This is a genomic window from Pedobacter sandarakinus (genome assembly GCF_026240095.1).
In the GTDB taxonomy this organism is placed as follows: Bacteria; Bacteroidota; Bacteroidia; order Sphingobacteriales; family Sphingobacteriaceae; genus Pedobacter; species Pedobacter sandarakinus.
Genome location: NZ_JAPIVG010000002.1, coordinates 111366 through 136834, shown reverse-complemented (window position 1 = coordinate 136834; position 25469 = coordinate 111366). Strand labels below are relative to the sequence as shown.

Here is a 25469-nt window from a genome sequence, read left to right as displayed (position 1 = left end):
CTCGTTATACGACAAAAGAAAATGGCATTCAGTTTTTTTTATATTCAAAACTGATGAGATTAACAGCTCATCACTTCATTCAATCAATTTTGTTTCACAAAATAATATACTATTTAAAGGTTTTTAATCAATCGTGATATCTTATTTTTCGACTACCAGATATTGGAAAGGCTTCAATTCCAAATCAATTGGGAGTTTAGTTTCAGTGCGGCTGAACGCATTGATCCACTGTCCTGATAAAGATTTCGGCAAGCGGCAAACTACTTTTCGGTCTCTTAAATTGGCAATAACCAACACCCTTTTACCATTGAGGCTTTTGGTAAATATGCAAACGTCATCACTATTATAAGAGATTAATTTACCCCTTCTTACAGTTGTACTTTTATTCCAAAAAGCAACTATTTTTTTATAATCCTGGAGGATATCCTCATTAGCCTTCGCCAAAGACCAATCTATAGACTTGCCTGTGAAGGGAAAAGTTAGACGAAACGGCGTTCCAATCTCTTGGCCATTATAAATCATCGGTATGCCTTTCATGTAAGCGGTAATTACAAAAGCAGCCATAGACCCGCTTTTGCCACCAAAAAGTTCGAGTGGGGTTCCGTCAGATCCGTTTACATCATGGTTGGTAAGGTAACGAACAACAGCTTGGCCCTCTTTTGCACCCTTAAAATCGATTACATTTAAACTATCTAGCGATTTAACTGATTTTTTATTGTTGAATATATTTTTCAGGTTACCAAAATAATTAAAACCAAAAAAATAATCGAAACCCACACCCAGGTATTTTGGACTGCCGCCCTCGGCCAGCATCAATAATTTATGGGTTTTAATGGCTTTGAGACTATCATTTACTTGCTTCCAGAAATCTAACGGAGGTCCATCGGCGTAATCGCAACGGAAGCCATCTATATTGGCTTTATATACCCATGATTTCATAGAATGAATCAATGACAGTCTAAGCTCCTGGTTTCGAAAATCCAGTTGAGCAACGTCCTTCCATGTTTCCGGGTATTTGATCTGTCCAAGACTATCCCGAAGGTAATAGCCGGGTTTATTTATCCAGGGATGATCCCAAGATGTGTGATTGGCAACGATGTCTAACATTACCGCAATGTTTCTGTTATGGGCGCCATCCACAAGCGCTCTCAGATCTGCCAAGGTTCCAAATTCTTTACCAACAGCATCGTAATCTTGAGTAGCGTAAGGGGAATTGGCGCCTTTGAGCTTTCCAACAGGATAGATTGGCATCAAATAAATTACATTTACTCCAAGTGATTTTATGGAATCGAGCCTGGCGGTTACCCCTGCAAAGTCGCCACTTTTACTAAAGGCCCTGGTATTTATTTGATAAAGAATAACATCTCTCGGATCTGGCACACCTTGAAATGGCTTTCCATACTGGGCGGGATATGACAGGCCTTGAGCAAAGCTTAAAATCGGTAAAATAAAAAACAAAAATGGGGCTGTAAATGCTCTTGAGAAGTTATTAGTCATAGTAAATTGTAATTAACAAATAGAAAATATTTTTATCTAAGAATTGCAAAAGCATTAAACATAAGCAAAAAGAAACGATAAAGTTAAGCGATTAGTTTATCGATGGTGGTTTCTCATTACTAAAGCAAATTATATACTAACGCTTTTCCATCTCAAGCCTTACAGCTTGCTTTGCCCGCTCTAAAATTGTACTTTCATCTTTAAGAACGTCGAGGGATTGAAGTTGTGAAAGCAAATTTAGCATTGCCTGCTGTATGTATAAATCATTTTTGCCATAATCCCAAATAGGTAAAATACAATCATTGAATAAGTCCTTAAACGTTCTTTCTGTAGTTATTATTCTTACCTTTTTACCGCTGTCTTCTGTAGTAAGTTTAGGGTGATGAGATAATCGATATGCAAACAAATCCATTAAGGCATTTAGACTTAACACTGCCGTTTCTGGGTCGTTTATACCTGGGCTAAGGGCCTTTAATGCAACCTCGGTAAGTTGGTGTAAACCATAATAGAAATTTTCCCCAACTGGCTGTCCTATATAAAAGTTAAAAGTTAGCAACACCTTTTCGATTTCTTCTTCAGTTAATTTTCTTCCATACCACTCCACCATGGGTTGTCCGTAAAGCAGATAGCTTCCTGGAGGATGAATTACTTTGACCAATCCACTGTATTCATTGGTTATTTTTAAAAGGGCTTTGGCGTCAAATCCCTGATAAGTTCCACTTGACTTCGTGAACAATATTTGAGGATCTTTCTCTACATCAATTGGTTGCTCGAGGGTTTCCGCATCACATCTTGCTTTTAGAGAAGCGAAGGTTTGTTGATGAACCCTGTGGATAATGGTTTCAAATTTTGCAGATTGGGTTACATAGTGTAGAAAGTAGATAAAGGTGAAAATATCTGTTATTGTTAGTAATACCAAAACGTAGATACTTAATGCGGGAACATACACACCAGAATCGATATCCCTGATTGTACTCAAAAGGAATAATGAATAAACTATTGTACCGATATAAGTCCCAAGCACAATTTGTTGAAAACGGTTGCCAATCATCCCCTCGAGCATTCTATTACTCATTTGAGATGCTGCCTGGTTGAGCAAAATCATTACCATTGAAAAACTAAATACCATCAATGATATAATGCCGCCTGTAATTGTCGAGACGATACTTCTGGCCGTGCTGGCGTCTTTCAACCTAATCCATTCATGGTTTGCTTTGATAAGTTTTCCAGTCTCGGAAAAATCCAACTCAAGCATGATCCACGAAAAAAATAGAAATACGATCGCGATGATTGCAGGGTAAAATGCAATACTCGTTACGATTTTCTTATATGTGCTCCTGAGCCATTTAACCAATCTTCCGTCCATAAAATTTAATCTTTGCTGCACCCCATGTTTTTGCCCAAGGCTTCACGGCACCTCTCAATTAGGCTTGGCGCTTAATTCCCTTCGATATGTGCAATTAGGGTGACATAAAAGCTGCCTTAACCATTCCAGGCATCATTTTTCTGTATTGAAAAATCAATTCTCATTCGATGACATTGACAACCCAAGATGAAAATAGAACATACCGAGTGCTTGACTAACCTAAACACCAAATGCGGGCAAATTGTTTATTTGATTGGCACCCAGGATGGCACAGCTTCACGAAGTTCGTAACATGATTTCCATGATACGAGACATGCAATCACCCAGAAGTAATTAAAATCTAATATCTAATTCTGTTTTAATATGAAGTTAGAAAAGCGAGCACGCATTTTATTGTCGCCCTGATAATGTAATCCAATTCGCGGACTCCTATCCCATTGTGCTAAATTGGTTTTCTTCAAATCTATTTGAACTGGTAATTTCTGCCAGCTCTGGTTACCCTGTTTAATACTGAAGAGCACATCACGGCCTTCGTTAACAGCAAGCATAAGCTTAGACGAGATGTTTTTATCGATTGCTCTTTGAAACAAAACACTAAATTTATTATCGATAACTTGCCACACCATAACATTATTATTCTTTACACCAATTCCAATTGCGGCATTAGCATCACCATAAAAACTAATACCTTTTAAGGCATCATTACTATTAACTACGGTTACCTGAGCCGAAAAGACCGCACTAGTTGGCCTCGTGGTTAGCACTATTCCTGCGTTGTTACCAACTTTTGTAACACCACCCAGATCTAACACCCCGTTATCTTGTTGGGTAAAAGGTGTTGAATTTCGAAAATCCCACTGCCATCTTTTGCTTAAGTTAGTTGATGCAAAATTATCGAAAATATCAATGGGCTTTGTGTTGGAAATAGCTTGTGCTTCGAAACTAGGCCAGCCATTATCACTTGACCAATTTAATTTTGAAATTAAGGCTTGCCTACCTGTAGAGACATTTGTTGCTTTATTGTATGCATGATGGAGGTAATAAGTTTGCTCGTTTGAGGCATTTACAAAGGTTCCATGACCCATACATTTCCAAACGCTGTTTTCGGAAAGGATAGGGTTGTTACTAAAATACTCATAAGGTCCTGCGAAGCTTTTAGAGCGTGCAACACCAATCTCGTAACTACAACCATCTCCGCAGCAGTTACCTGCTGAATAGAAAATATAATAATATTCCCCTCTTTTAATAATACTTTGTCCTTCCATCCCTTTCCGAGCGTCATCTCTTAGCAGTGTGAAGGGTTTGCCGATTACATTTAGTCCATCTGCCGAAAGCTCGCAAGCCAGTAACTCTACCGGGCGATTTTCCAATCCATACGCCTTAAAAGTAAGGTATAATTTTCCTTTATCTCTAAAAATAAAGGCATCAATGGCCTCTTTACCATGTGCTAAAACAACGCCATGATCCCGGAAATCTTTATTGGGATAGGTAGAAGTAGCAACGCCAATGTAACAAGCATTATCAGACTTGCGCCGAGCAGTGTAATACATATAATATGTCGACCCGATCTTGTAATATTCCGGAGCCCAAAACGATCCATTTGCCCAGTCTGGTGTTTTATTAAAAACGTAGCCACTTTGTTGCCAGTTTTTGAGATCTGTAGATTGATAGATTGGAAAATGAGGTGCCCACTCGGATGATGTGCCTACAGCAAAATATTGTTTTCCAACCTTTATGATAGATGGGTCGGCGAAATCACCTGGGATAACCGCTCCATCTCCGCTCTGGGCAAATAATCTAGTGAAGGTAAATAAACTAAGCATCAAAAATAGGAAAATTGGTCTTATCATGTTTAGTATGGCTAAAAATATCTATTATACAACCTCAGCGTTGCGATATGAGACAGAGCAGCAAGTTACAATTTCAACTGCACTTTTAGGCTAATTGCTGATCGCTAAAATACGTTGTTCCTTCTGTGCATATCTTTTTAATAATAAATTAACACCACCCTTCATCTGCGAAGCATTGCCTTCAAGTTTGATAATTTTTTCTTCTGCCGGCATCAATGTAAAATAGTTTTCTTCGGTAAATATTGGAAGAACCCGCTCATTTGTAACACGATTTACCACCCTTAATCTATTCCCAAATGCGACACTTTTAGACTCATTTTTTAAGGCCAGACTTAGTTTGATATTATCACCATCTACGATTTTATTGATCACCCGACAGGAAATATTTGCACCGGGTAAAGTGTTTAAATCCTTATAATTCAATCCCTGTTCGCTATTTCTCCAGTAAAAGTTAGTAGATAATAATTGATCCTGGCTGTCTTTAAGTTCAAGACGGATGAACTGCAGTGGGGAGGTCTTCTCGCTAATTAGCGTACTCAGATCAAGTACAAATGCTTCGTTAATATTACTAGCTAAAACATTTAAAGTTTTTGAATTATCTGCTTCGTAGATTTTTTCACCTTTGATGTTATAGATTGTAGCTTTTGCTTTTAAATTGCTAAGATTAGCTGAGGTTGTATTAATAACTTTCACACTATTATTGAGTGAATTCCATTGAATGTGTACAGGCTCGCAAGCTTTTTTCGCACCCCAATATGCTCCACTTGCGTCATAGTAGTAGTCATAAGTTTGCCAAACAAATGATGGGTAGGCAGATTGGCTCATCCAAATCAATATACCAGATGCATCATTCCACATCTTATCGTTCCAGGCTTCGTACATCCCTTTCATAACTTCAATGTTTAAATATTGCGCCTTTTCGGCAAATGTCTCCAAATTGCTCGATGTTCCAAACTGATCATCGACTGCCTTTTTATAGGCAATAGGATTAGCATTCGAAGCCTCTTTGCCAAAAAAATGCTTGTTCCAAACGTTATCATCGTTTTCTTTAAGTTCATTATCTGTTGGCAATGGCCATAATTTATCTTTCGGAATGAACTTTAGAATACTTTCGTAAGATGGAAATGTTGCTGTTCCAATTTCAGATCGCATGCCATAACCCCTATCTATACCATACGGATATGGCGGTTTATTCCAAGCCAGGTTACTCCCGGAAGTTTCAAAATGATGTTTTGGTGGCTGATTTCCCCACCATCCGCTTCCGGAAAGTCCATCTTGATTTGAGCTCGATTTATACATTCTATCGTTATGATCTTCAAGTGCGACTATTGATCGCAGGTAGTCATCTAGTTCAGCTTTCGGATGCGTTTCATTGGCTCCACACCATAGCGCAATGCTTGGATGGTTTCTCAACCTTTTCACCTTATCAAGGGCATTCCTTTTGAAATCTTCTGAATTCGCAACATCATTATAGGCTACATAAATCCAGAAATCATCCCATACCATAATACCATACTTATCGCAAGATTCATAAAAAGCATCATCGGTAACACAACCAGTCCATAGTCTGATCATATTGTAGTTAAGATCTTTGTGAAGTTTAACTTTTAGTTCATATTCTTTTGGATCGCAGCGTAACAAATATTCACTCATGCCCCAATTACCGCCTTTTATAAATAACTTTTGGCCGTTAATATAAAAGTTCATTACAGGGTATCCAGCAATGTTGCGCTCATACCTGTATTCATAACTTCTTATCCCAAAATCGACTTCCTTTGTATCAGAAATAACACCATCTACAGTTGCCGAAAGTTTACACGAATAAAGATCAGGGTTACCGTACCCATTTGGCCACCAAAGCTTTGGATTATTAACTACAAATTGTTCCACCTCTTTTCTGTTAAGCGTAAGTTTAGCTTCACCGAGAGCAGGAACGGTTATTCTCCTTGAAAATTCGATATTCCCAGGTTGAATAATTCCCTTAACTAAAGCTTCTCTTTTTTGTGTTGAATTATTCTTCAATACCGTAGAGAAAGACAAATAAGCTGTTTTGTTGGATTCCAGTTCAGACCTTATCCACGGATCTTCCATCACTACGTCTTGCGTAATACTGAGATAAGCATTGCCAGTAATCCCGGCTAATCGACCAGGGATGTAGGGCATCCAATCCCAGCCAGCAGCGGCCAAATAAGTTGGACTAGCAGTAATCCCAAACCCATCCTTGGCTTTTCTGGTCTTCTTCTGATCTGCATCGGTAATGAGGACGGCAACAGCATTTTTCCCATCGTTATTCAAAAGATCTGTAATATCATATTTTGTCCGCAGCATGTGTCCGCTAACATCCTTTGTAGAATTAGCCGTTCCGGAAAGTTTTTTTCCGTTGAAATAGAAATCGGCATATCGGTTGGTATTGTCGAAATTAAGCCATAAACGTTGCCCTTGTTTAAAGGATTTTGGTGTCACAAATTCTGTACGATACCAAAATGGCCGGTTATATTGTGTTTCATCCACTTTCCAGATATTGTCGCCATAATTTGGGTCTGGCTCTTTGCCAGCAGCAACGTAGGCGGTAAAAACCACACCAGGAACGATGCCTTTGATGGCATTTGAGAATTGGAATCCTGGTTTAGAGACTGTTAGCCCAGATACATTAACTTCAGATTGCGGCTTAATCTGCCATTCAATTTCAGGATTTGTGCTATTAATGGAATAAGTGATGGTTTGACTTTGAGATGTGCTTACTAAAAAGATAGCAAATAATAACGATAACGTTGATTTTAGCATGTTTGAAGGAATTTTGATCAGGAATTTAATCCACATAAAAGTGCAAGCCCTAGTTATTATTGGCCAGGGAAATGGTTTTCTAATTAATTTAGATTAGTCCTAAATCGTTAGTCAATTAGTGTAAGTGGAGTTTTGGACTTATTGGTATAGGTACCAATGGGTAGCAACGTCTCATCAAAAACCTCATTGATTATCGTTGCTGCAGCTAGATACAGCGCTGAAAGACCGCAGACGATGCCTTCGAAACCTGCAAATACTTTTAGACTTGAAGACCCAAACAACTCAGAAAATGCGAGGAGCAAGAAAAGCAAGGTTAGTAAAATAAAGACTACCATAAGTGCTTTGCTAATTCTGGTCGAACCAACCAGGAACATCGACGTAATCAAGGCCCAAACAAAAAGGAATGCAGTCATAGAGGGTGTTGATACCGCTTCAATAGCTGAAAATTTTTGCATGAGGATAAGAGCAACAAGAGTGAGCCAAAAACTTCCATATAATACAAAGGCAGTTAATCCGAAAGTGTTATTCTTCTTAGATTCGAGGACTCCGGCAATAAGCTGAGCTATGCCGCCAACAAAAATACCCATTGCTAATATCATTGCATCTAACTTAAACAAACCTGAATTATGCAGGTTTAACAGCACTGTCGTCATGCCAAATCCACATAACCCAAGCGGCCCCGGGTTACTTGTTAGCGTTGTGTTCAAATTCTCACTCATAAGTATAAATCGATTTAGCAACATCCTCAGAAAAAGAGCCAGCTCCTATCAGCGCAGCCTTTTCACCTAGGTTTGAAATTTTTATAGGGAAACTGTATCCCATTTTATCTAATAAGATTTTTCTTGTATCGTCCAGGAAGTAAGCTTCTGCCTTAGCGATATTTCCGCCAATTACGGCAGCCAAGGGCATTTTTTTTCTAATGAACTTATATATAAATTCTGCTAAATTGGCGCTGAACTCCTCAAATAGGGATTTAAAAGCTGGAGAATTCCGATGATTTGTAATAATGTCTTTAACATCAATCACTGAATGACCAGAAAGTTCTTCAAATCTATTGGTGAACCACCTGGTTGAAATATAGTCTTCTGCAATGCCTTTTTTGAACGGCATTTTCCAAAGATTGGAATCGTATACCTTGCCATTAACTGTATGCGATGTACCTAAACCTGTACCTAACGTCATTCCAATTGCCTGATCATAACTTGCAAGACTTCCAACATATAGTTCACCACGTAGAAAACAAGCAGCGTCATTTACAAAATCAATCTGATTCGGACTAAGACCAAGTTTATCGGCGAGCAGGAACTTAATATTTAAACCAAATAATGAATGATATTTACCCTGATCTTTGATTTTGCATATTCCATTGTGGTAATCCATTGGACCGGGCATAGCAATAGCTATCTTAGAAGGCTTGTAGGCATAACTGTCCATTGTTTTACAAATGGTCTCTGCCCATTTACTAATGATATCATTCGCAGAACCGCCAGAATTTAATTTGCTCCTGTTCCAGGTTCCCTCAACTTCAATTCGTTGATCGAGATCGATTAACATGGCAGTTATATGTGATCCGCCAATGTCAACTCCCATTACTAAGTTTTTCATTTTAATCTATATTTGGTTATAAATCGATTTAGCAACAATATTAAAAAATGCCCTATTCTAATCGCAATTTTCAATTCTCGACCAAAAAAACAGGTCGAATGTATAATAAATGTTGAGCAGAAGTCCTCTCAAGCCATGTTTTGGAACAGGTTATGATCATCAGGGTTAGATCTATTACCTATAAGCAAGATGACAACTTCACGAAACAAAATATTATTAAACAATAATAATTAAATAAATCGATTTAGCAAATTAATATTCATTTTTTATTTTCCCCCTTCAACGATCTATTTTGTATTGTTCACGGGAGGAAAATTGATGACAATGTTATTTTACGGAAGATTGTCGAACGTTCATCTTAGTTGGTAAAACTATTGTTTGAACCTTTTTGGATTTTGAGGTTCCATTCAGTTTTGCAAGCATCATGGTTATAATTTGATCAGACAATTGGTCGATAGGCTGTTCTATAGCAGTTATAGAAGGCTTATGCAATTCAAACAAGTCTTGATCATCGAAAACGAGCACGCCAATATCTTGTGGGATGGACAGTCCCAATTTGGCAATTGCTTTCAATCCGTATACTCCGAGGTAGTTTGTTCCAAATACCAGGCAATCTATTTCAGGTCTTCTCTGTAGAAAGGACTCTATATGTGCTATTACTTTTTCGGGTGGAGAATCGTAAGAGATTTCTTTCACGTATTGAGGTAAGCCTGCATCAATTAATGTTTTTTCGTAGCCAATTAATCGTTCACTCATTTGAGATTGTAATGAGTCTAGGGTAATAAAGGCAATATTTTTGAAGCCCTGGTCGATTAAGTGTTTAATAGCTACTGAAGTTGACTTATAATTATCGACAATAACAGCGTCTATATTAAGGTCTTTAATGTACCTATCAAAAAGCATAACTGGCTTACCACTCTCGATAAGTGTTTTTAATTCATCCTCAATTCCTTCTGGTGGAGCAATAATATATGCGTCAACATGTCTTTCGTCATAAATCCTCAACAATTCTTTAGTTTTTTCAGTACTATTTGCAGTACTGCTGTAGAGAATTTTGTATCCACTTTTATAAGCCCTTTCTTCAATATTTCTTGCGATACTCGAAAAAAACGGATCTGATATACTTTCAACCATCAATCCGATGATGTATGTCTTCCCAGTTCTTAAACTTCTTGCTAAACTGTTAGGTTTATATCCAATCTCATCTACATATTTTAGTACGCGATCTCTAATCTCATCACTAATTCGTTTTTCTTTTGCCCTACCGTTGAGGATGAACGAAACTGTAGTAGGCGAAACCTCCAATTGTTGGGCAACCTCTATAAGTGAAATCTTTTTCTTCAATTTGTTATGTATAAGAATTAAGCAAGCTAATTTACAGATTTAATCCTACTCAACCTCCATCCAAACAAGAAAATTATGATGTAACACAGAATTGGAAGGTAATAAGCAGTAGCTACATCCTTATCAGCAACAATCCCCATCAGGTATGGGAAGAACGCTCCGCCTACTACTCCCATTGAAATGTAAGAAGATGCCTGCTGCGTATGTTTACCTAGATTTTTGATACCCAGACTGTAAATGGTTGGGAACATGATGCTAAAGAAAAAGTTGATCATCAAAAGAGCTGCAAACGAAACAATGCCAAAGCTTTGTGCTACAATAATACATAACACAATATTTGCCAATGCAAATAATGCCAGGAGCCTATTTGGGGCAATGTACTTCATCAACAAGGTGCCGATAAATCTTCCCGCGAGCATCATTGCCATAAACAAAATCATAAAATTACCAGCCTTTTCGGCACTAAAACCCATTTTTTCTCTACCATAGATTATAAAAAATGCCCATGTTCCGCTTTGCGCAGCCACATTAAAAAATTGTGCTACAACTGCCCATTTGAAATGAGAATGTGCAAAAAGAGTCTTTCCTGGCTCGGCATCAACATTAAGTCCCGCTCCTATTTCCGTTTCAATGAGGTGGGGATCTGTAGTATTTGGAACCTTCACTAACGAGAATAATACAGCTATAAGGGCAATTCCTATGGCAATGGACATGTAAAGGGATTTTACAGGACCTAATCCTTCTAAGTTAGCATGATCACCGAGCAGGAAGTAGGTACCAAGAAAGGGTCCGACCATCGTACCAACTGCATTAAAAGCCTGCGCAAAATTTATCCTTTGATCACTGGTGCGTTGATCTCCTAATGAGGCTACAAATGGGTGGGCGACTGTTTCTAGTGTTGATAAGCCACAACCCAATACAAAAAGGGCCACTCTAAAAAACGTAAAGGACTGCGCATTTGCGGCTGGAATAAAAAGTGCCGACCCTATAGCAAATAAGGAAAGTCCTAAGAGTACTCCGTTTTTATACCCAAAACGCTTCATGAATAGTCCGGCGGGGATTCCCATTATAAAATATGCCCCAAAAATAGAAAATTGGACTAGACCAGACTGTGCTTTGTTTAAATGTAGCGTGTCTTTAAAATGTGTATTTAAAACATCGCCCATTGTAATTGCTATACCCCAAAGCATAAATAAGGAGGTTACAAATACCATTGTCATTAGATACTTTTTTTCTGTGAAGCGGATTTTTTCCATTTGTTGTGTGTGTGTATGATGTAAATTTTCTAAAATGATTTTGCGGTCGTTATCTCTTCACATGAAAGAAACTAATTTGTGTGATGTTGAATGTTTTTATTTTTTGCCCTACCAAATAATACAGTAATAAATATTACTAAACCCAGCATAATCATTATAGCGGAAACAATTTGAGCTTCACTTAAGGCAATTCCGAATACATGCATTTTGGGATTTATTCTAATAAATTCTATCAAAAAACGTTCTAATCCGCCTAAGATCAAGTATAAGCTAAACATTATACCAGGTTTCATTTTTTTACGGTAAAGGAAAAGTACTAAAAATAACAAAGTGATTATTACTACTTCATAAAAAGATGTTGGATAAACCGGGTAAGGTAACACCATGCAATGCTCTCCGAGGCAATCTTTAATCATATTTCCCTTATTAGCGGCATTATGTGGAAAATCGTATGCCCACATCCAATCTGGCAACCACGATAAGGCAGTAGGTTTTGATACAGAATTTACAAGACCCCAGTCTCCGTCTCCAGATAGCTGACAACCAATTCTACCAATGCCGTATGCAACGAGCATCCCTGGTGAGCCAATATCTGCTAGGTGAATGAGTTTCATTCCATATCTCTTACCGATAAAGAGATAAATAGCAGCACCAAAAACAAGCCCACCATAAAATGTGAGCCCGCTTACTGATGTTAATTGTTCCCAAGGATGCCTAATAAAACGATCATAATCTTCAACAAAGCTAAAGAGCTTCGCACCAATAAAACCGAAGAAAGCACACCAAAGTATCAATTCATCTACCAATTGGTAAGGGTGCACCAACTCCCCGTTTCTAATGATAGGCTTGATGTAACCTTGTTTCTCTTTCCTTTTAAACTCCGCCTTGAAAACAAAATACGATCCGACAAAAGCTAAGGACACAAAAAGCCCAAAAGTTTGCACTGGAAGTGGAAACGCTACGTTGAAAAGGTATTTGGTTAGATCTGATAGGGTTGGAAACATAGCTTTTGATTATGACAAAAGCCATTAACCTAAATTTAAAATAGGTTAATGACTGTATTTGATAAGCGCTAATAAATGTTTTAAAATCCGATTTGAACCCCAAAGTTTAGCACCCTTTGATTGAGATATGAATCTCCTTGAGACCCACTGCTAGACTCTGGATCTTGTTGATAAAGTGAGTAATTTGTCCAGGTATATAAATTGTAGGCACTGGCATAAGCGCTGATGTTATTAATATGAAACGGTAGCCACTTGCTTGGCAATTGATAGCGCAATTCTACCGATTTTAGCCTGATATACTGGGCATTAATCAAGAAAAAACTAGAGTTATAAAGATCAGGATTATTAATTGAATTTGATAGTGTTGTCAATCTTGGAAACTCAGCCGTTGATGCAGTTTCAGGTGTCCATCTTAATTGATGAATATCTTGAACCTGTGCTTGGAATGGCATAATTGCCCTGCTACCCAAGGATAGGCTATAGTTAAATGCACCCTGCAAAAGCACATTGAATGAAAACTCCTTATACCTGAAACCTAAAGGCATACCTATGGCTAGATTCTGTAAGTTTGGTCTCCCAATAGCAGAAATGTCTTTATCGTTAATGATTCCGTCGCCATTCATGTCTTTGTATTTCAGATCTCCAGGTCTAACGGGCAATGTACCAACTGGCTTAGGGCTAAGCGCTACATCTTCCTCATCTTTGTAGTAACCAACCCAAGTATATCCAAACGGTTGATTAAGCGGATAACCTGTTCTTAACAGATATGGAAAATCTGGAAAAGGTTCATCCATATATAAAATTTTGTTTTTGGCATAAGAGACATTCACCCCAAGATCCATTGAAAAGGCACCAACATTTGGTCTGTAGAAAACGCTTAGTTCATATCCCCTATTTAATACTTCACCAAGATTATCAGCAGGAAGGCCAACTCCAAGTACCTGCGACACCGAGTTTCTACTAATCAGCTGATCATACCTCACATTTCGAAATACTTCTGCTGTTATCGAAAGTTTGTTTTGGAACATATTAAGTTCTAAAGCAAGATTGAGCTCTCTTTGCTTTTCCCAGGTTACTAAATCATTGCCGAGCGGACCTTCATATAGGCCAGTGCTGCCCCGGGGCGTTTGCCCAAATTGATATTGGCCACCAGGCAGATACTCCTGAATAAAAAGGTATTTATTCCCAGCTACCTGATCTGATCCTACCAATCCATATGAACCACGCAGTTTTAAGAAATCTATAAACTTGAAGTTGTCTTTGATAAAATTCTCTTGAGAAATATTCCAGGCAGCAGATACAGATGGGAAATAGCCATAATGTTCTTTAAATCTGTCTGTACCATTATATGCACTATTGAAATCTATAAGGTACTTGTTTTTATATCCATAGCCAACTCTTAGACTATAACCACGGTAGTTAGTTGGTAAACTCGCTCCATCTAGTTGCTTGTTCTGATTAAATAAACCGAGTGCATTGACATTGTGGTTTCCAAAATCTCTATTGTATCTTAAAATACCTTGAATATTTACAGTTTTGCTATTTTGTGGCGCACCACCATTTAAAACAAATTGTGATAAAACAAATCGTGGCGTTCCAGGACGCATGGTATATGTATTATTCTGTGGATCGTAGCGATACGCTGGAGGAAGATCCAGACGTGTTAGTGACCTATTTATTCTGGTTGTACTAGCATAAGAGATACGAGGGTTGAATGAAAGACCAGGAGTGATAAAGTCTAGTTTTTGAACCCCATCTACTAAAATATTAAAGTCGCTACTTCTTTCCTTGTTGTAACCTTCGGTTGCCAATCTTGAATTTAAAGTTGGCAAATTATCAACCCCAGTAGATTTCGGATTATACGAGTAACTCCCATTCGGATTGATAAATGGTGCAGCATAGGGAGATATTCTGTTATAATTGTAAATCTCACCCATTAGTCCGCCTGTTTTAGGCTCATTAACTTCTCCAAAGCGCCCGGTAAGATCTATTCTGAAATCGAGAGTCTTGGTCGCTTTAACATCTAAATTGGTACGGAAATTATATCGGTTGTAATAAAAATTGCTGTTTACCTCAGAGCGTTCGTTAGAAAAATCTCTTACGGCTCCATTTTGTGTGAAAGCACCTGCGGAGATAAAATATTTTACATTTTGGGTACCACCAGAGATGTCAACATTGGTATTTGCCTGAAGAGATAGAGGCTTGAAGATTTTCTCGTACCAATTGATATCTGGGTGACCATACGGATCAGTTCCGCTTTGGAATAAACTGAGGTCTGTTGGCGTAAAATCAGGAGGAAGTCCGTCGTTGCTTAAGGCTTCATTTCTAAGCACTGCTGTTTCGTAGGCATTTGCGAATTTAGGTGTGCGTGAAGGATTTTGAATACCTGTTTCAAAACGTAAGTTTACTTTTGGAGGTCCAATTGCGCCTCTCCTGGTTTGTACAACCAATACCCCATTTGCACCTTTTATACCGTACACAGCGGTAGTTGCCGCATCTTTCAAAATGGAAATGTTTTCAATTTCATTTACATTTATTTGTGCCAATTGTTCGTAAGTAAATTCAATATCATCTACAATGATTAGCGGGCGGTTACCACCTGCATTTAGAGAGCTTATACCCCTGATGTAAAAATCCGAAGCATCTCTTCCGGGCTGACCAGACCGTTGCTGTGAGAAAAAGCCAGGCAAACGGCCTTGTAAAGTATTTTGAACACTAGAAGTAGGCACCGTACGTATCTTCTCTGCCGAAATTGTACTTACAGAACCTGTATTTGTGATCTTTGTTTTGTTGCCAAAACCCTGTACTACAACTTCATCTAATCCTTTGCTATCAGGAATGAGGTAAATATCATCAAGTACAGCCTTATTAGCTGGAACCTCCTGGGTTTTGTAGCCGATAATTCTTACAATTAGTGTTTTTGAATTACCCTTCAGATAAATTACAAACTTACCATCTGCATCGGTACTGGTACCGTTTTTAGGCATATTTTTTTCAACAATGGTTACTCCTGGCATCCCGCCTTTCTCATCTCTTACCGAGCCTGAGATTCTTTGCTGCGCAAATAGTTTAGCAGAGGCAGCAATGAATATTATAAAGAGTAAAAAAATTCTTTTCATCAGTTATTTGGTTATGATGTTAATCGCTATTTGGATAAAATCTCTATTTAACTAGTTACTACCAACCTGGATTCTGAACCAGTTTTGAGTTTCTTGATAATTCTGAAAACGGTATTGGGTATAAGTAGCGTTTAGTATCACCAAAATTTGTCTTTAAAACTTCTATCCCTGTTGTAGTTAGAACCCCCGCGTTCGATCTCAGAATCCTAAGTCCATGTAGATTGTTGGCGAGTACCTGCTGCCCAATTCTCCATCTCCTGATATCCCAAAAACGATGTTCTTCAAAAGACAATTCAATTCTTCGCTCGTTTCTGATAACAGTACGCATTTCATCCTTCGTCATATTATCCTTAAGCCCGTATCCATATGTTCCAGCGCCTTTGATTATTCCTGCCCGTTTACGCAGTTCAACTATCGCATTATACACTTCAGCATCTGGTGATCCTAAGAATTCGTTTTTAGCCTCTGCTAAGTTTAAGTATACCTCAGCGTATCTAAAAAGTGGAAAATTATGATATACAGAAGCATACTCAGCATTTTCAAAATTCCCCATAAACTTGCGTAGGTAATAACTGGTGTAGGTTTGCTGTAGCGCACCCCCAGGCTTGCTTACACCACCATCAAATGTTTGGATAGTAGTTTTAATCCATTGAGCACCATTATAAATTACGCTTAATTTAAATCTCGGATCGCGATTATTATAAGGATTATTCGCATCGTAACCACTTGGATTGGTAGCCGAAACAACATCTTCTGAAATCGGTTTTCCATTGATTGTTAAAAAGGCGTCGACGAACTCCTGTGTTGGACTGGTTCTTCCATTTCCCTGTACATTTCCGCTAAAGCCAACGGGACCATTTGTGTTCTCTACTGATGTATTGCTATTTGCGTTTCTGGCGAAGATAATTTCATTACTTAGTTGCTGAAGGAAAACATTGTTGTAACCAACAGCTAAACTGAATTTACCATAAGTTATAATATCCCTGGCGGCATCAGCTGCAAGCTTCCATCTGTTTGCGTCGAAATCGTTATAACCAGCTGCTTTCAGTTGAGCGTCACTTCCACTAGGCAAGCCACTATCATTAGCTGTATGATTGTACAAAGGACTTGCTGCATAAAGTAAGGCCCGTGCTTTCAATGCCAGAGCAGCACCTTTTGTCACTCTTCCAAGATTTGCAATATCTACAGGATCTACGCGAAGATCTTCCTTAACTGCATCGCACTCTGAAACAATATACGTGATACATTGATCAAACGTACTCCTGGGTAGCTGAACGTCATCAGTAATATTATAAATTTTATCACCCATTAGTGGCACACCGCCATAACGTTTCACCAGTTCAAAATAGTAATATGCCCGTAAAAACCTTGCTTCTGCTTTCCAATTCTTGTTGGCATTGGGAATTTTAATTGGCACCTTATCTATGTTAGCCATGAAAACTGATGCCGCCCTAATACCTTGATAAAAGCGGGTAAAGCCGTAACTTTCAAAAGAGTTGAACTGATCATAACCACCGCCCTGCGCAACTAAAGTTACACTTGCCGGGGTTGTTTGCGAAGAAACTGCATCATCCGTAGCTGCATCCAGATAGTCGCCATTAACCCTACTATAACCCTCAGGTACGAAACTATATACATGAGCCAGGTAACGCAATGCATTTGCACCCAAACTATCTTGCGTATCCCAAACATAGTCGTCGGAAAGTTGTTCAAGTGGTTCTGCCTCATAACCTTTTTTACAAGAAATAGCTATCGAACAACCTAAAAGCAAGAAAAGAAAGCTGAATTTATATTGTTTTAATTTATTTAACTTCATCATCATCGTTATAGTTTAAGATTGATACCCATGTTGAAAGTTCTTTGGATTGGATAAACCCCATACCCTCTTACCTCTGGATCAACCAGATCGTATTGTGCAAAAGTTGCCAGGTTGGTTGCACCAACAAAAAGGCGCAGACCAGAAATATGAACTTTTTTCATCACCTGAGCAGGAATGTTGTAGCCAAACTCGGCGTATTTTATTCTTAGATAGTTATTAGAAGCTCTCCAAAATGTCGACGTTAGATAGTTAAGTCCGCCACCGATTTGCAATCGAGGTAAGGTTGCTGTACTGGCCGTCTCCGGGGTCCAGCGGTTAACTAATCGGGCGAAACCTTGTTGGTTCTGACTTAGCTGAGCAGTATAATCACTAGTTTGAACGAAGTTGTTCTCTACGCCTTGAACCAGCATGTTAAAATCTAAGCCTTTAAAATTAAATCCTATAGTTGTACCATAGTATATTTTAGGTCTTGTATTTCCAATAAATACAAAATCAAAATCATCGATTATTTTATCTCCATTTTGATCTACATATACTACATCACCAGCCTTAGGTACTAACCCCCCAATACGAGGTCCATTACTAGCTTGGGCGTCAGTTTGATACAATCCATTTGCTATATAGCCAAAGTCTGCATTTGTTGGTAATCCGGTTCTGATGTTTGCATCATAAAGCCTACCAATTTCATCCTGAAAAACAATCTTTGAATTTTCTATGGATGCATTTGCTGATATAAAGTAGCTAAAATTACCTACCCTATTTCTGTAAGATAATTCAAACTCAGTTCCTTGGAACCGATTAATTCCTATGTTTTCATTTGGATAATTTAGACCAATGATTGAAGTGCTTTTACCACGTTGTTGAAGCAGATCGAAATATTTGTCGTTGTAGTAATTAGCCATAATGCCGAGCCTATTTTTGAATAAACTTACATCGATTGCAATATTCAATTTATAGGCTTTTTCCCAAGTTTGATTAACAGTATTCAGGGTATTACCTAACTCTCTTAAACCGGGCGTCATCACTGTCGTCTCTCCTCCAAACTTATATTCTTGCCCCGAATCGAAGGCATGACGATAAGTAAAATAGCCAATACCAGAGTTATTACCAGTTTTACCAAATGATGCTTTAAGTTTCAATAAATCAATCCAACTTACATTATCCTTGATAAAATTCTCTTCAGATAATTTCCATCCACCTGCAACTGCATAAAATAAACCAAAACGATTGCCTTTTTGAATTCTATCGTAGCCACTATAATTTAGCGCACCTTCAGCGAAATACTTATTAGCGTAACTATAAGCTACCTTTCCAGCAATATTTGTATTTAGTGATGGAAGATCGAAATTGGTGAGCGCCTGGCGTTGATCTGCAAAAGATAAAATGTTAATGGCGTGTTTACCAAATGTTCTATCTAATCCCAGCATAAACTGAGCATACCAAAACTGATAATTACTTGATAAATTAAAGCCATTTGTTTGAACAGAATTTTGACCATAAGGGTTATAGATTGTGTTACCATTAACACTTAATTGTTGATATACCTGGGCGGCTTCCGTTCTAATGGTAGTTGTGGTAGAACCCACCGTCGTGTTACCTTTCAGTTTAGCATATAATCCTTTCACCCAATCGTCAAATTTATAGGTTAAATCAAGGTTCGACATTACATCCCTACCGTAATCGATAGTGTAGCCAGAAGCAAATGCCCTCGCATAAAGGTTTGCCTGGAATAGGTTACTACCTCCATAGGTTCCATTTTGATTGTAAATTGGGTAGGCAACACTTGGTGTACGGTAGATATCATTAAGAAGTTCATTATAATTTGCACCAGGTTGATTTCCGTCTTGAATACGACCAAAAAGTTGTAATGCAACATTGAAATTCTTAGTTAAATTTACATCAACGGTAGAGTTAACGGTATACCTATTTAAGGTTAGTTTAGTAGAGTATGGTTTTACAGAAGATTCTTTAAATAAGCCTTCCTGATTAAAATACCCTAGCGAAACAACGTAATGTGCTGTTTTATTACCACCATTAAGGTTGAAATTAAAGCGAGATGTTGGAGCGGTTTTATTTAGAAGTTCTTTTGCCCAATCGACATTTGGATGAAGAAATGGATCATTACCATTTCTGAATGCATCAAAATCAGCTTGATTATATACTGCCGGATTGGTAAGGTTTTGCCCTTTTATCGCTTCATTATAAAGGTAAGCATATTCTTCAGGCTTAAGACGCTGAGGAGTGATTAACGAGGACTGAATGCCATACATTGCAGAGAAAGACATCCGCGGAGCACCTTTAACAGGCTTAACCGTTGTAACCAATAGTATTGGCCGTGAACTTCTTTGCCCCAAAAATATGGTTGACATAGCATCTTTTTGAATACTTATTGACTCGATATTCTCCAGATCGAGAGCCGTGAAATCACGTTGAACACCATCAATGATAATCGTAACACCCTGGCCTCTGGAAGATATAAGGAACTCTGTATTTTCATTACCAGTAAACCCGCTTCCAAATTGATTAACAGGTGTTCGAATTCCACTGAAAATGTTTACATCACCAAGAAGAGATCCTGTATAGGGGGTTTTAAATCCAGAAACTTGAGTTAATCTTAGTCCTGCAGCCCTACCTGCTAATGCATAGGTATAAGAGCTACCCGGAACATTGGCAATCTGCTTGCCAGCCACAGTTGATGTTGCGTTTATTGCATTTGCTGTTGCCACTTTACCGTAAAGCGTGTTTAATGTATCTGGTTGGCTCACGAAAGATTCAGATAACCGAATCTCGCCATTCGAAAATCCATCAGAGGATTTTTCCAATTCATAATATCCAGGATAAGAAACAACGATCTTACTACCTTTTGGTACGCTCAATTTAAAAACTCCTTCAAAATCTGTAGATGTTTTTATCTGTGGATTTCCCTTAACGCTTACAACCACACCTTGTAAAGGCCTACCAAAGGGATCTGTAACAGTTCCGGAGATTGTGACATCAACTAAAGTCTGGCGAAGGGCATTGAGCTTTACCGATTCCTTTGCAGAAACGGTTCCACCTGCCACGAGCGCTGCCAAGCTGAATGCCGAAATCCATTTTTTTAAGTAGCAATAATGCATAATATTGGTTTAGTTTATTCGGTTATTAGTTTGATTTAAATGATTTAACGAGTAGGCCTAGCCAACTTTGTAGTTGTAGATACCGCTACCCCCAAATCTGGAGTTCCATCGGCTTTCCAACCAATTTTCTGGATTACAGCAGATCGGGAACTACCACAACCAGATCCAGGAAACTGATTTGTGTCATAGATTATCCAATCTTCTGCATCGTTCCCAGACTTAAAGAAACCGTTGAAACCTGGTCCAAAAGAATCTACCCCATTACCCGTGAATACTGCATTCGTACTCTTAGTCCAGTCGGAAGCTACCATAGGGTCACCGCCCGTACGTAATGTCAATAAGCCTAGGCCAACATTGTCATTGGCGCAACTACCTGCTGTAAACGTCAGGAACGGTCTCCCTGTAGAGTTCTTTATTACTTCGGGATTTTGATTTAAAAATTGCGTGCTTACTGTTCCATTATTAGTCGTTGCATACTTCTCATAATCCAGCGTAGGATCGCTTATTTGTACTCTTGCTCCGGTAAGTGCCGTTGGACTTGCCATCCTTGAAATATATAAGCCTTGTTTAATGGTATTTACAGGCATTGTTGCCGTTGCCCAACCAGACCAGATAAAATACAATTGATTATTATATTGCAAAATTGTTCCATCTGTTGCCATAAAGTCGCTTGTTGGGTCGGCGAGTTTACCTTTCAGCGTCCAGGATCCCTCTAACGGATTGGCATTTGTATTTTCAATTACGTAAATCCTTTTCTGACCCAAAGAACCATCGCTATCAGCGCCAAAATAAATGTACCACCTGTCGTTTAAAAAATAAATCTCTGGTGAGGTTATGTTATATAATGGTGTATTTGAACCAGCTTTAGGATCATATGCAAAAATTGTTTTTGAATCGGCACTTCCAAGGTATTCGACCTTGGTTAGTACAGATAGTGAAATATAATTACCCCCAGATTTCATAAAATAGTATTTGCTATCTTTTTTATATAGGTAAGGATTATTTACACTTTGCTTAATTGGATTCGAAAAACGTAGTACGGTATCCGGTCTGTTGGCGGTGGGATCGGTTGAAGTTTGATGATCTTTAGCACAGCCTGCCGCAAATAAAAGCACACAGATGACCATTAAACCATTGAAATGTGGTTTTTTAATATGACTCATGATATTTTTTCTATTATTTATGGAAGATGGTAATCCTTTTAATTACAATTGAATCTATATATAAATGGTGTGTTTGCAAGTCCTCCGAAACCGACCCTCTGCCCTGTCTCATCCATAATAAAATATTCCATTCTGGAAAGAACTTGATCGTCTGTTAGGTTAAGAAAACCCCTGGGCCAAACCACCTTTTTAAAACGTTTTTGCTCGCCGGCAATGAACATTGATTTTTCATCAGCAATACAACGTTCAATAACTGCACCGGTAGTAGTATATCCTTTTACACATAAGTACACTTTTGAAGCCGAAGAAAGAGGTGTCGCAAATAGGTCGTTATCGTAAGCAATTGTGTAAAAATCATTGTCAACGCCCCTTAGCGGAGTGGTGGCAGCAAGTGGTTTGTTACAAAAGTCTATCCCATCACCAGTGCCACCAGTAACAGCAAAGCAATCTGTGAAAGTAACCTTAGAGTTTTCATTGTTCGTGCTCGCCCATCCTCCATCTGGAAATCCACCAACATAATAACCTAACTTCGTTAACATAGATTCTTCGCCTACCTTAGTTTTAATCTCGATCACATAGTTCACACTTTGGTTTGCATTATATGGCTTAGAATCTGACCAAAATACTACCCATTCGTGGTCGTCGATAAGATTAGGATTTCTGGTGGCATATGCTTTTTTCATTGCGGTTGGATAGTCATTTAATGGTTCACCATCTGGTTTCTGACCTGCAGGCACACGTACCAACACTCCATTTCCTTCATTAGATGAATAGGTCATTGTAGTATTAGCGCCTGCATTCCATCCCTTTGGTACAAAAAATCCCATAACAAACCGATAATTATTTGTACCAGGAGTTTTTTGAGTATAGTTGCCTTTTACCGTTATGGTAACGATACTGCCCGCAGCAGCAGAAGTAGGTTGAGTAATAGTTGGTTGAAACATACATTCGGCCTTGATGAAGATCAGTGCCACAGCAGTTAAAACCATTACTGCCCTATGGATATATTTTTTGTTCTTAATTTTCATAACTCAATTAGTTTGCTGGTTGTAATGTGTATGTATAAACATTTCTGTTGCATCCTAAATCGAAAGACATTATCATTTGACGCGTTGCGCCAACAATAGGGTAGGAAATCGAGGTGCTGACAGCGGTTCCACCATCTTGCTTAAAGGTAATAGCAAAGGGATAGTTAGGGTCACTAAAGCTCCATTCGCCATTCTTTTTCGCTAGGAATGGTAGCTCATTAGTTGCTGCATATTTACTCCCATTGAATGTAATTTTGTATTTAGTCAAATCCAAAAACGGGGTAAGATCTTCTCCATTTTGAGTAATCTTAATAATTTGCCAAGGACCGTTAAGCTCTTTTGTACTTTCAAGAGCATTATTTTGCACTACTTTCTTACAAGAAAGCAAAGCTGTTGCAGTTAAGAATATTACTGCCAATATGTTTAATCTACTTCTCATCGTAAGTTTGTTAAATTAGTAACCAGGATTTTGAATTAGGCCGCCAGGTTTAGATACTTCTCGCTGTGGAAACGGCCAAAGGTAGGTTGCCTTGCTAAAGACATGCTGTCGCACAAATACTTTCTTATAAGTGTAACCATTACCCACCTTTCTAATCTCCATTCCGTTCATTGGTCTATTTTCAGTGTCCTCAGCAATTTTCCACCTTCTTACATCCCAAAATCGGTGCTCCTCGAAAGCCAGTTCAATGCGTCGTTCGAGCTGAATGGCTTTACGCATTTCATCTTTACTCATGTTTGGTTTCAAGCCATAATTATTATCGGTGCCAGGGAGTATTCCTGCCCTTTTGCGGATTCTTGTGAGCATATCGTAAATCGTAGCACTCGGTCCAGAAAATTCATTTGTTGCCTCTGCATAATTTAGCATTACTTCAGCATATCTAATCAAAGGAAAGAATTGGTCTCTACCACTTAATAAGTTATAAGCAGCAGCCGAATCTCTCAGCATTTTATTTGGATAATAACCTGTTGACGTTCCAACATAGATTCCATCATTAGGTGCACCGAAATAAGTATATACAGGAAGATTTACGTTTGCTGGATAAGTATGTTTAGGGGCTTCATTTCTCATGACCGTATAATCTAACCTAGGATCTCTGTTGAGATAAGGATTATTTGCATCATAAGTAGTGTTGGTTGGATCATCAATCGCTTTACCGTTTGCAGAAGGAAAAGCATCAACTAACTCTTGATAAGGATATGTACCATTTAGGTTCCCCCGACCACCTCTAGATGGTGGATTGAAATCTTGTTCTACAAATACGCCAGCACCGCCGGGTTTCGACCCACGGAATATAAATTCATCATTAACTGCATTGTTCTCGTAGAACATACGAACAAAGCCGAGACCTTTCCTTGTTTCAGGTGGAACTGTCTGTATTTCTCTTAGCTTATATTTGTTTAGGTTCATCACCGCCAATGCAGCATCGGCAGCAGTTTTCCAACGGTTAGCATCATATGCATCGTAAGAAACTAAATTTTTAACAGGAGATCCAGCAAAAACTGATGCTCCAGGATCGTTGAATAACGGACTTGCTGCATACAGTAATACACGAGCCTTTAAAGCTAATGCAGCACCCCTCGTGGCTCTGCCGTAATTCAAAGGCTCATTCTCCAATAAAAGATATTTTTCTGCTGTATCACATTGATCTACCACATATTTTACTGTGTTTGCATAGCTAGATCGCACGGTAGGTATATCATCTGTACGGCCATACAGTTCGTCGCCAACGATTGGCACTCCGCCATAGTGTTTAAGCAACATAGAATAATACCATGCCCTTAAAAAGATAGCCTCTCCTTTAGTACGCCTACGCTGAGCAGCATCAAATTTGGAAGTTGATAGATTTTTAAGAAATTGGTTAACGGCTCTAATTTGCTCGTAGCTAGCAGTGAATACATCACTAGTAATGTTGTTCGGGTTTACTGATCCAGATACAAACTGCCTAAAATAATTTGACGAGTTCAACGGGCCTTCAGCTTCGTCGGTAGCGGCAGCTAAACCGGTTTCTCCAAAACGACGTGTATCCTGACTTAAGATTACATCTGTGTAGATGTTTGTTAAGAAATTCATCGTCCTTGTACTATCTGTAAATACATCTTTTTCACTAAGCCCGGTTAGTTGAGGATCGAGAAAACTCTGCTTTTTACAAGAAACAAAGCCAAGCGTAAAGCTTACGCAAAAAATGATTTGTAAAAATCTGTTCATTATGAATTGAGTATTAAATGTTTTTTAGTTTACATTTTTATACCAACAGATTTTACCCGGATGCAGATTCACGCTATCAAAGATATCGGTTCTTACTATCGCCTGCTCTAGGAGTAAAATTAATTCGTATAGTTTATATTTTGGTTAGGTGATTGTTAATCACATCACTAAATTATACAATAAAATCGTTTTAGCAAATTTATTTTATTTTTTTTAATTTATTTTTTTCAACATCACCTTCGAGAGCGTCCAGACGGTATATTTTAGCTTTTATAAATCAAAAAACTTGATTATACGTATGATTAATCGTTT

16 protein-coding genes are annotated in these 25469 nt (G+C 38.4%); all 16 read right to left on the bottom strand.

Annotation, left to right across the window (positions count from 1 at the left end):
- Window positions 1-141: 141 nt before the first annotated feature.
- The 16 genes from OQ268_RS06265 to OQ268_RS06190 all read right to left on the bottom strand — a co-directional run bounded on the left by OQ268_RS06265 (window position 142) and on the right by OQ268_RS06190 (window position 25157).
- Window positions 142-1497 carry an alpha-amylase family glycosyl hydrolase gene (locus OQ268_RS06265; RefSeq protein ID WP_265855259.1) on the bottom strand — a complete coding sequence of 452 codons (1356 nt, stop codon included), beginning with the start codon at window positions 1495-1497 and terminating at the stop codon, window positions 142-144.
- A 136-nt stretch (window positions 1498-1633) separates the two neighbouring features.
- Window positions 1634-2863: a DUF2254 domain-containing protein gene (locus tag OQ268_RS06260; RefSeq protein WP_265855258.1), complete on the bottom strand. Its 1230-nt coding sequence runs from the start codon at window positions 2861-2863 to the stop codon at window positions 1634-1636.
- Between the two features lie 347 nt (window positions 2864-3210).
- The gene (locus OQ268_RS06255) at window positions 3211-4713 is read right to left on the bottom strand and encodes a glycoside hydrolase family 43 protein (protein ID WP_265855257.1); all 1503 of its coding nucleotides are present in this window, start codon (window positions 4711-4713) and stop codon (window positions 3211-3213) included.
- 90 nt (window positions 4714-4803) lie between these two features.
- A complete protein-coding gene (locus OQ268_RS06250; protein WP_265855256.1) occupies window positions 4804-7497 on the bottom strand; it encodes a glycoside hydrolase family 2 protein in 2694 nt (897 codons plus the stop codon).
- Window positions 7498-7604: 107 nt separating this feature from the next.
- The gene (locus tag OQ268_RS06245) at window positions 7605-8216 is read right to left on the bottom strand and encodes an acetate uptake transporter (RefSeq protein ID WP_265855255.1); all 612 of its coding nucleotides are present in this window, start codon (window positions 8214-8216) and stop codon (window positions 7605-7607) included.
- Entirely contained in the window at window positions 8209-9102 is an 894-nt protein-coding gene (locus OQ268_RS06240; protein WP_265855254.1) for an ROK family protein, read from the bottom strand. The genes OQ268_RS06245 and OQ268_RS06240 overlap by 8 nt, the downstream gene beginning before the upstream one ends.
- Window positions 9103-9429: 327 nt before the next feature.
- Window positions 9430-10446: a LacI family DNA-binding transcriptional regulator gene (locus OQ268_RS06235; RefSeq protein ID WP_265855253.1), complete on the bottom strand. Its 1017-nt coding sequence runs from the start codon at window positions 10444-10446 to the stop codon at window positions 9430-9432.
- Window positions 10447-10472: 26 nt separating this feature from the next.
- Window positions 10473-11702 (bottom strand): L-fucose:H+ symporter permease, encoded by a 1230-nt coding sequence (gene fucP / locus OQ268_RS06230; RefSeq protein ID WP_265855252.1) that lies wholly within the window; start codon window positions 11700-11702, stop codon window positions 10473-10475.
- A 71-nt stretch (window positions 11703-11773) separates the two neighbouring features.
- Window positions 11774-12706: a prolipoprotein diacylglyceryl transferase gene (locus OQ268_RS06225; protein WP_265855251.1), complete on the bottom strand. Its 933-nt coding sequence runs from the start codon at window positions 12704-12706 to the stop codon at window positions 11774-11776.
- Window positions 12707-12786: 80 nt separating this feature from the next.
- Window positions 12787-15825, bottom strand: coding sequence for a SusC/RagA family TonB-linked outer membrane protein (locus OQ268_RS06220; RefSeq protein ID WP_265855250.1), 3039 nt, complete (start codon window positions 15823-15825; stop codon window positions 12787-12789).
- Between the two features lie 58 nt (window positions 15826-15883).
- Window positions 15884-17647, bottom strand: coding sequence for a RagB/SusD family nutrient uptake outer membrane protein (locus OQ268_RS06215; RefSeq protein ID WP_265855249.1), 1764 nt, complete (start codon window positions 17645-17647; stop codon window positions 15884-15886).
- Window positions 17648-17649: 2 nt separating this feature from the next.
- Window positions 17650-20760 carry a SusC/RagA family TonB-linked outer membrane protein gene (locus OQ268_RS06210; protein WP_265855248.1) on the bottom strand — a complete coding sequence of 1037 codons (3111 nt, stop codon included), beginning with the start codon at window positions 20758-20760 and terminating at the stop codon, window positions 17650-17652.
- A gap of 44 nt (window positions 20761-20804) precedes the next feature.
- Entirely contained in the window at window positions 20805-21923 is a 1119-nt protein-coding gene (locus tag OQ268_RS06205; RefSeq protein ID WP_265855247.1) for a glycoside hydrolase family 43 protein, read from the bottom strand.
- A gap of 38 nt (window positions 21924-21961) precedes the next feature.
- A complete protein-coding gene (locus OQ268_RS06200) occupies window positions 21962-22951 on the bottom strand; it encodes a DUF4961 domain-containing protein (RefSeq protein ID WP_265855246.1) in 990 nt (329 codons plus the stop codon).
- Window positions 22952-22958: 7 nt separating this feature from the next.
- Entirely contained in the window at window positions 22959-23390 is a 432-nt protein-coding gene (locus OQ268_RS06195; protein WP_265855245.1) for a DUF5004 domain-containing protein, read from the bottom strand.
- Between the two features lie 15 nt (window positions 23391-23405).
- Window positions 23406-25157: a RagB/SusD family nutrient uptake outer membrane protein gene (locus tag OQ268_RS06190; RefSeq protein WP_265855244.1), complete on the bottom strand. Its 1752-nt coding sequence runs from the start codon at window positions 25155-25157 to the stop codon at window positions 23406-23408.
- Between the last annotated feature and the right edge of the window lie 312 nt (window positions 25158-25469).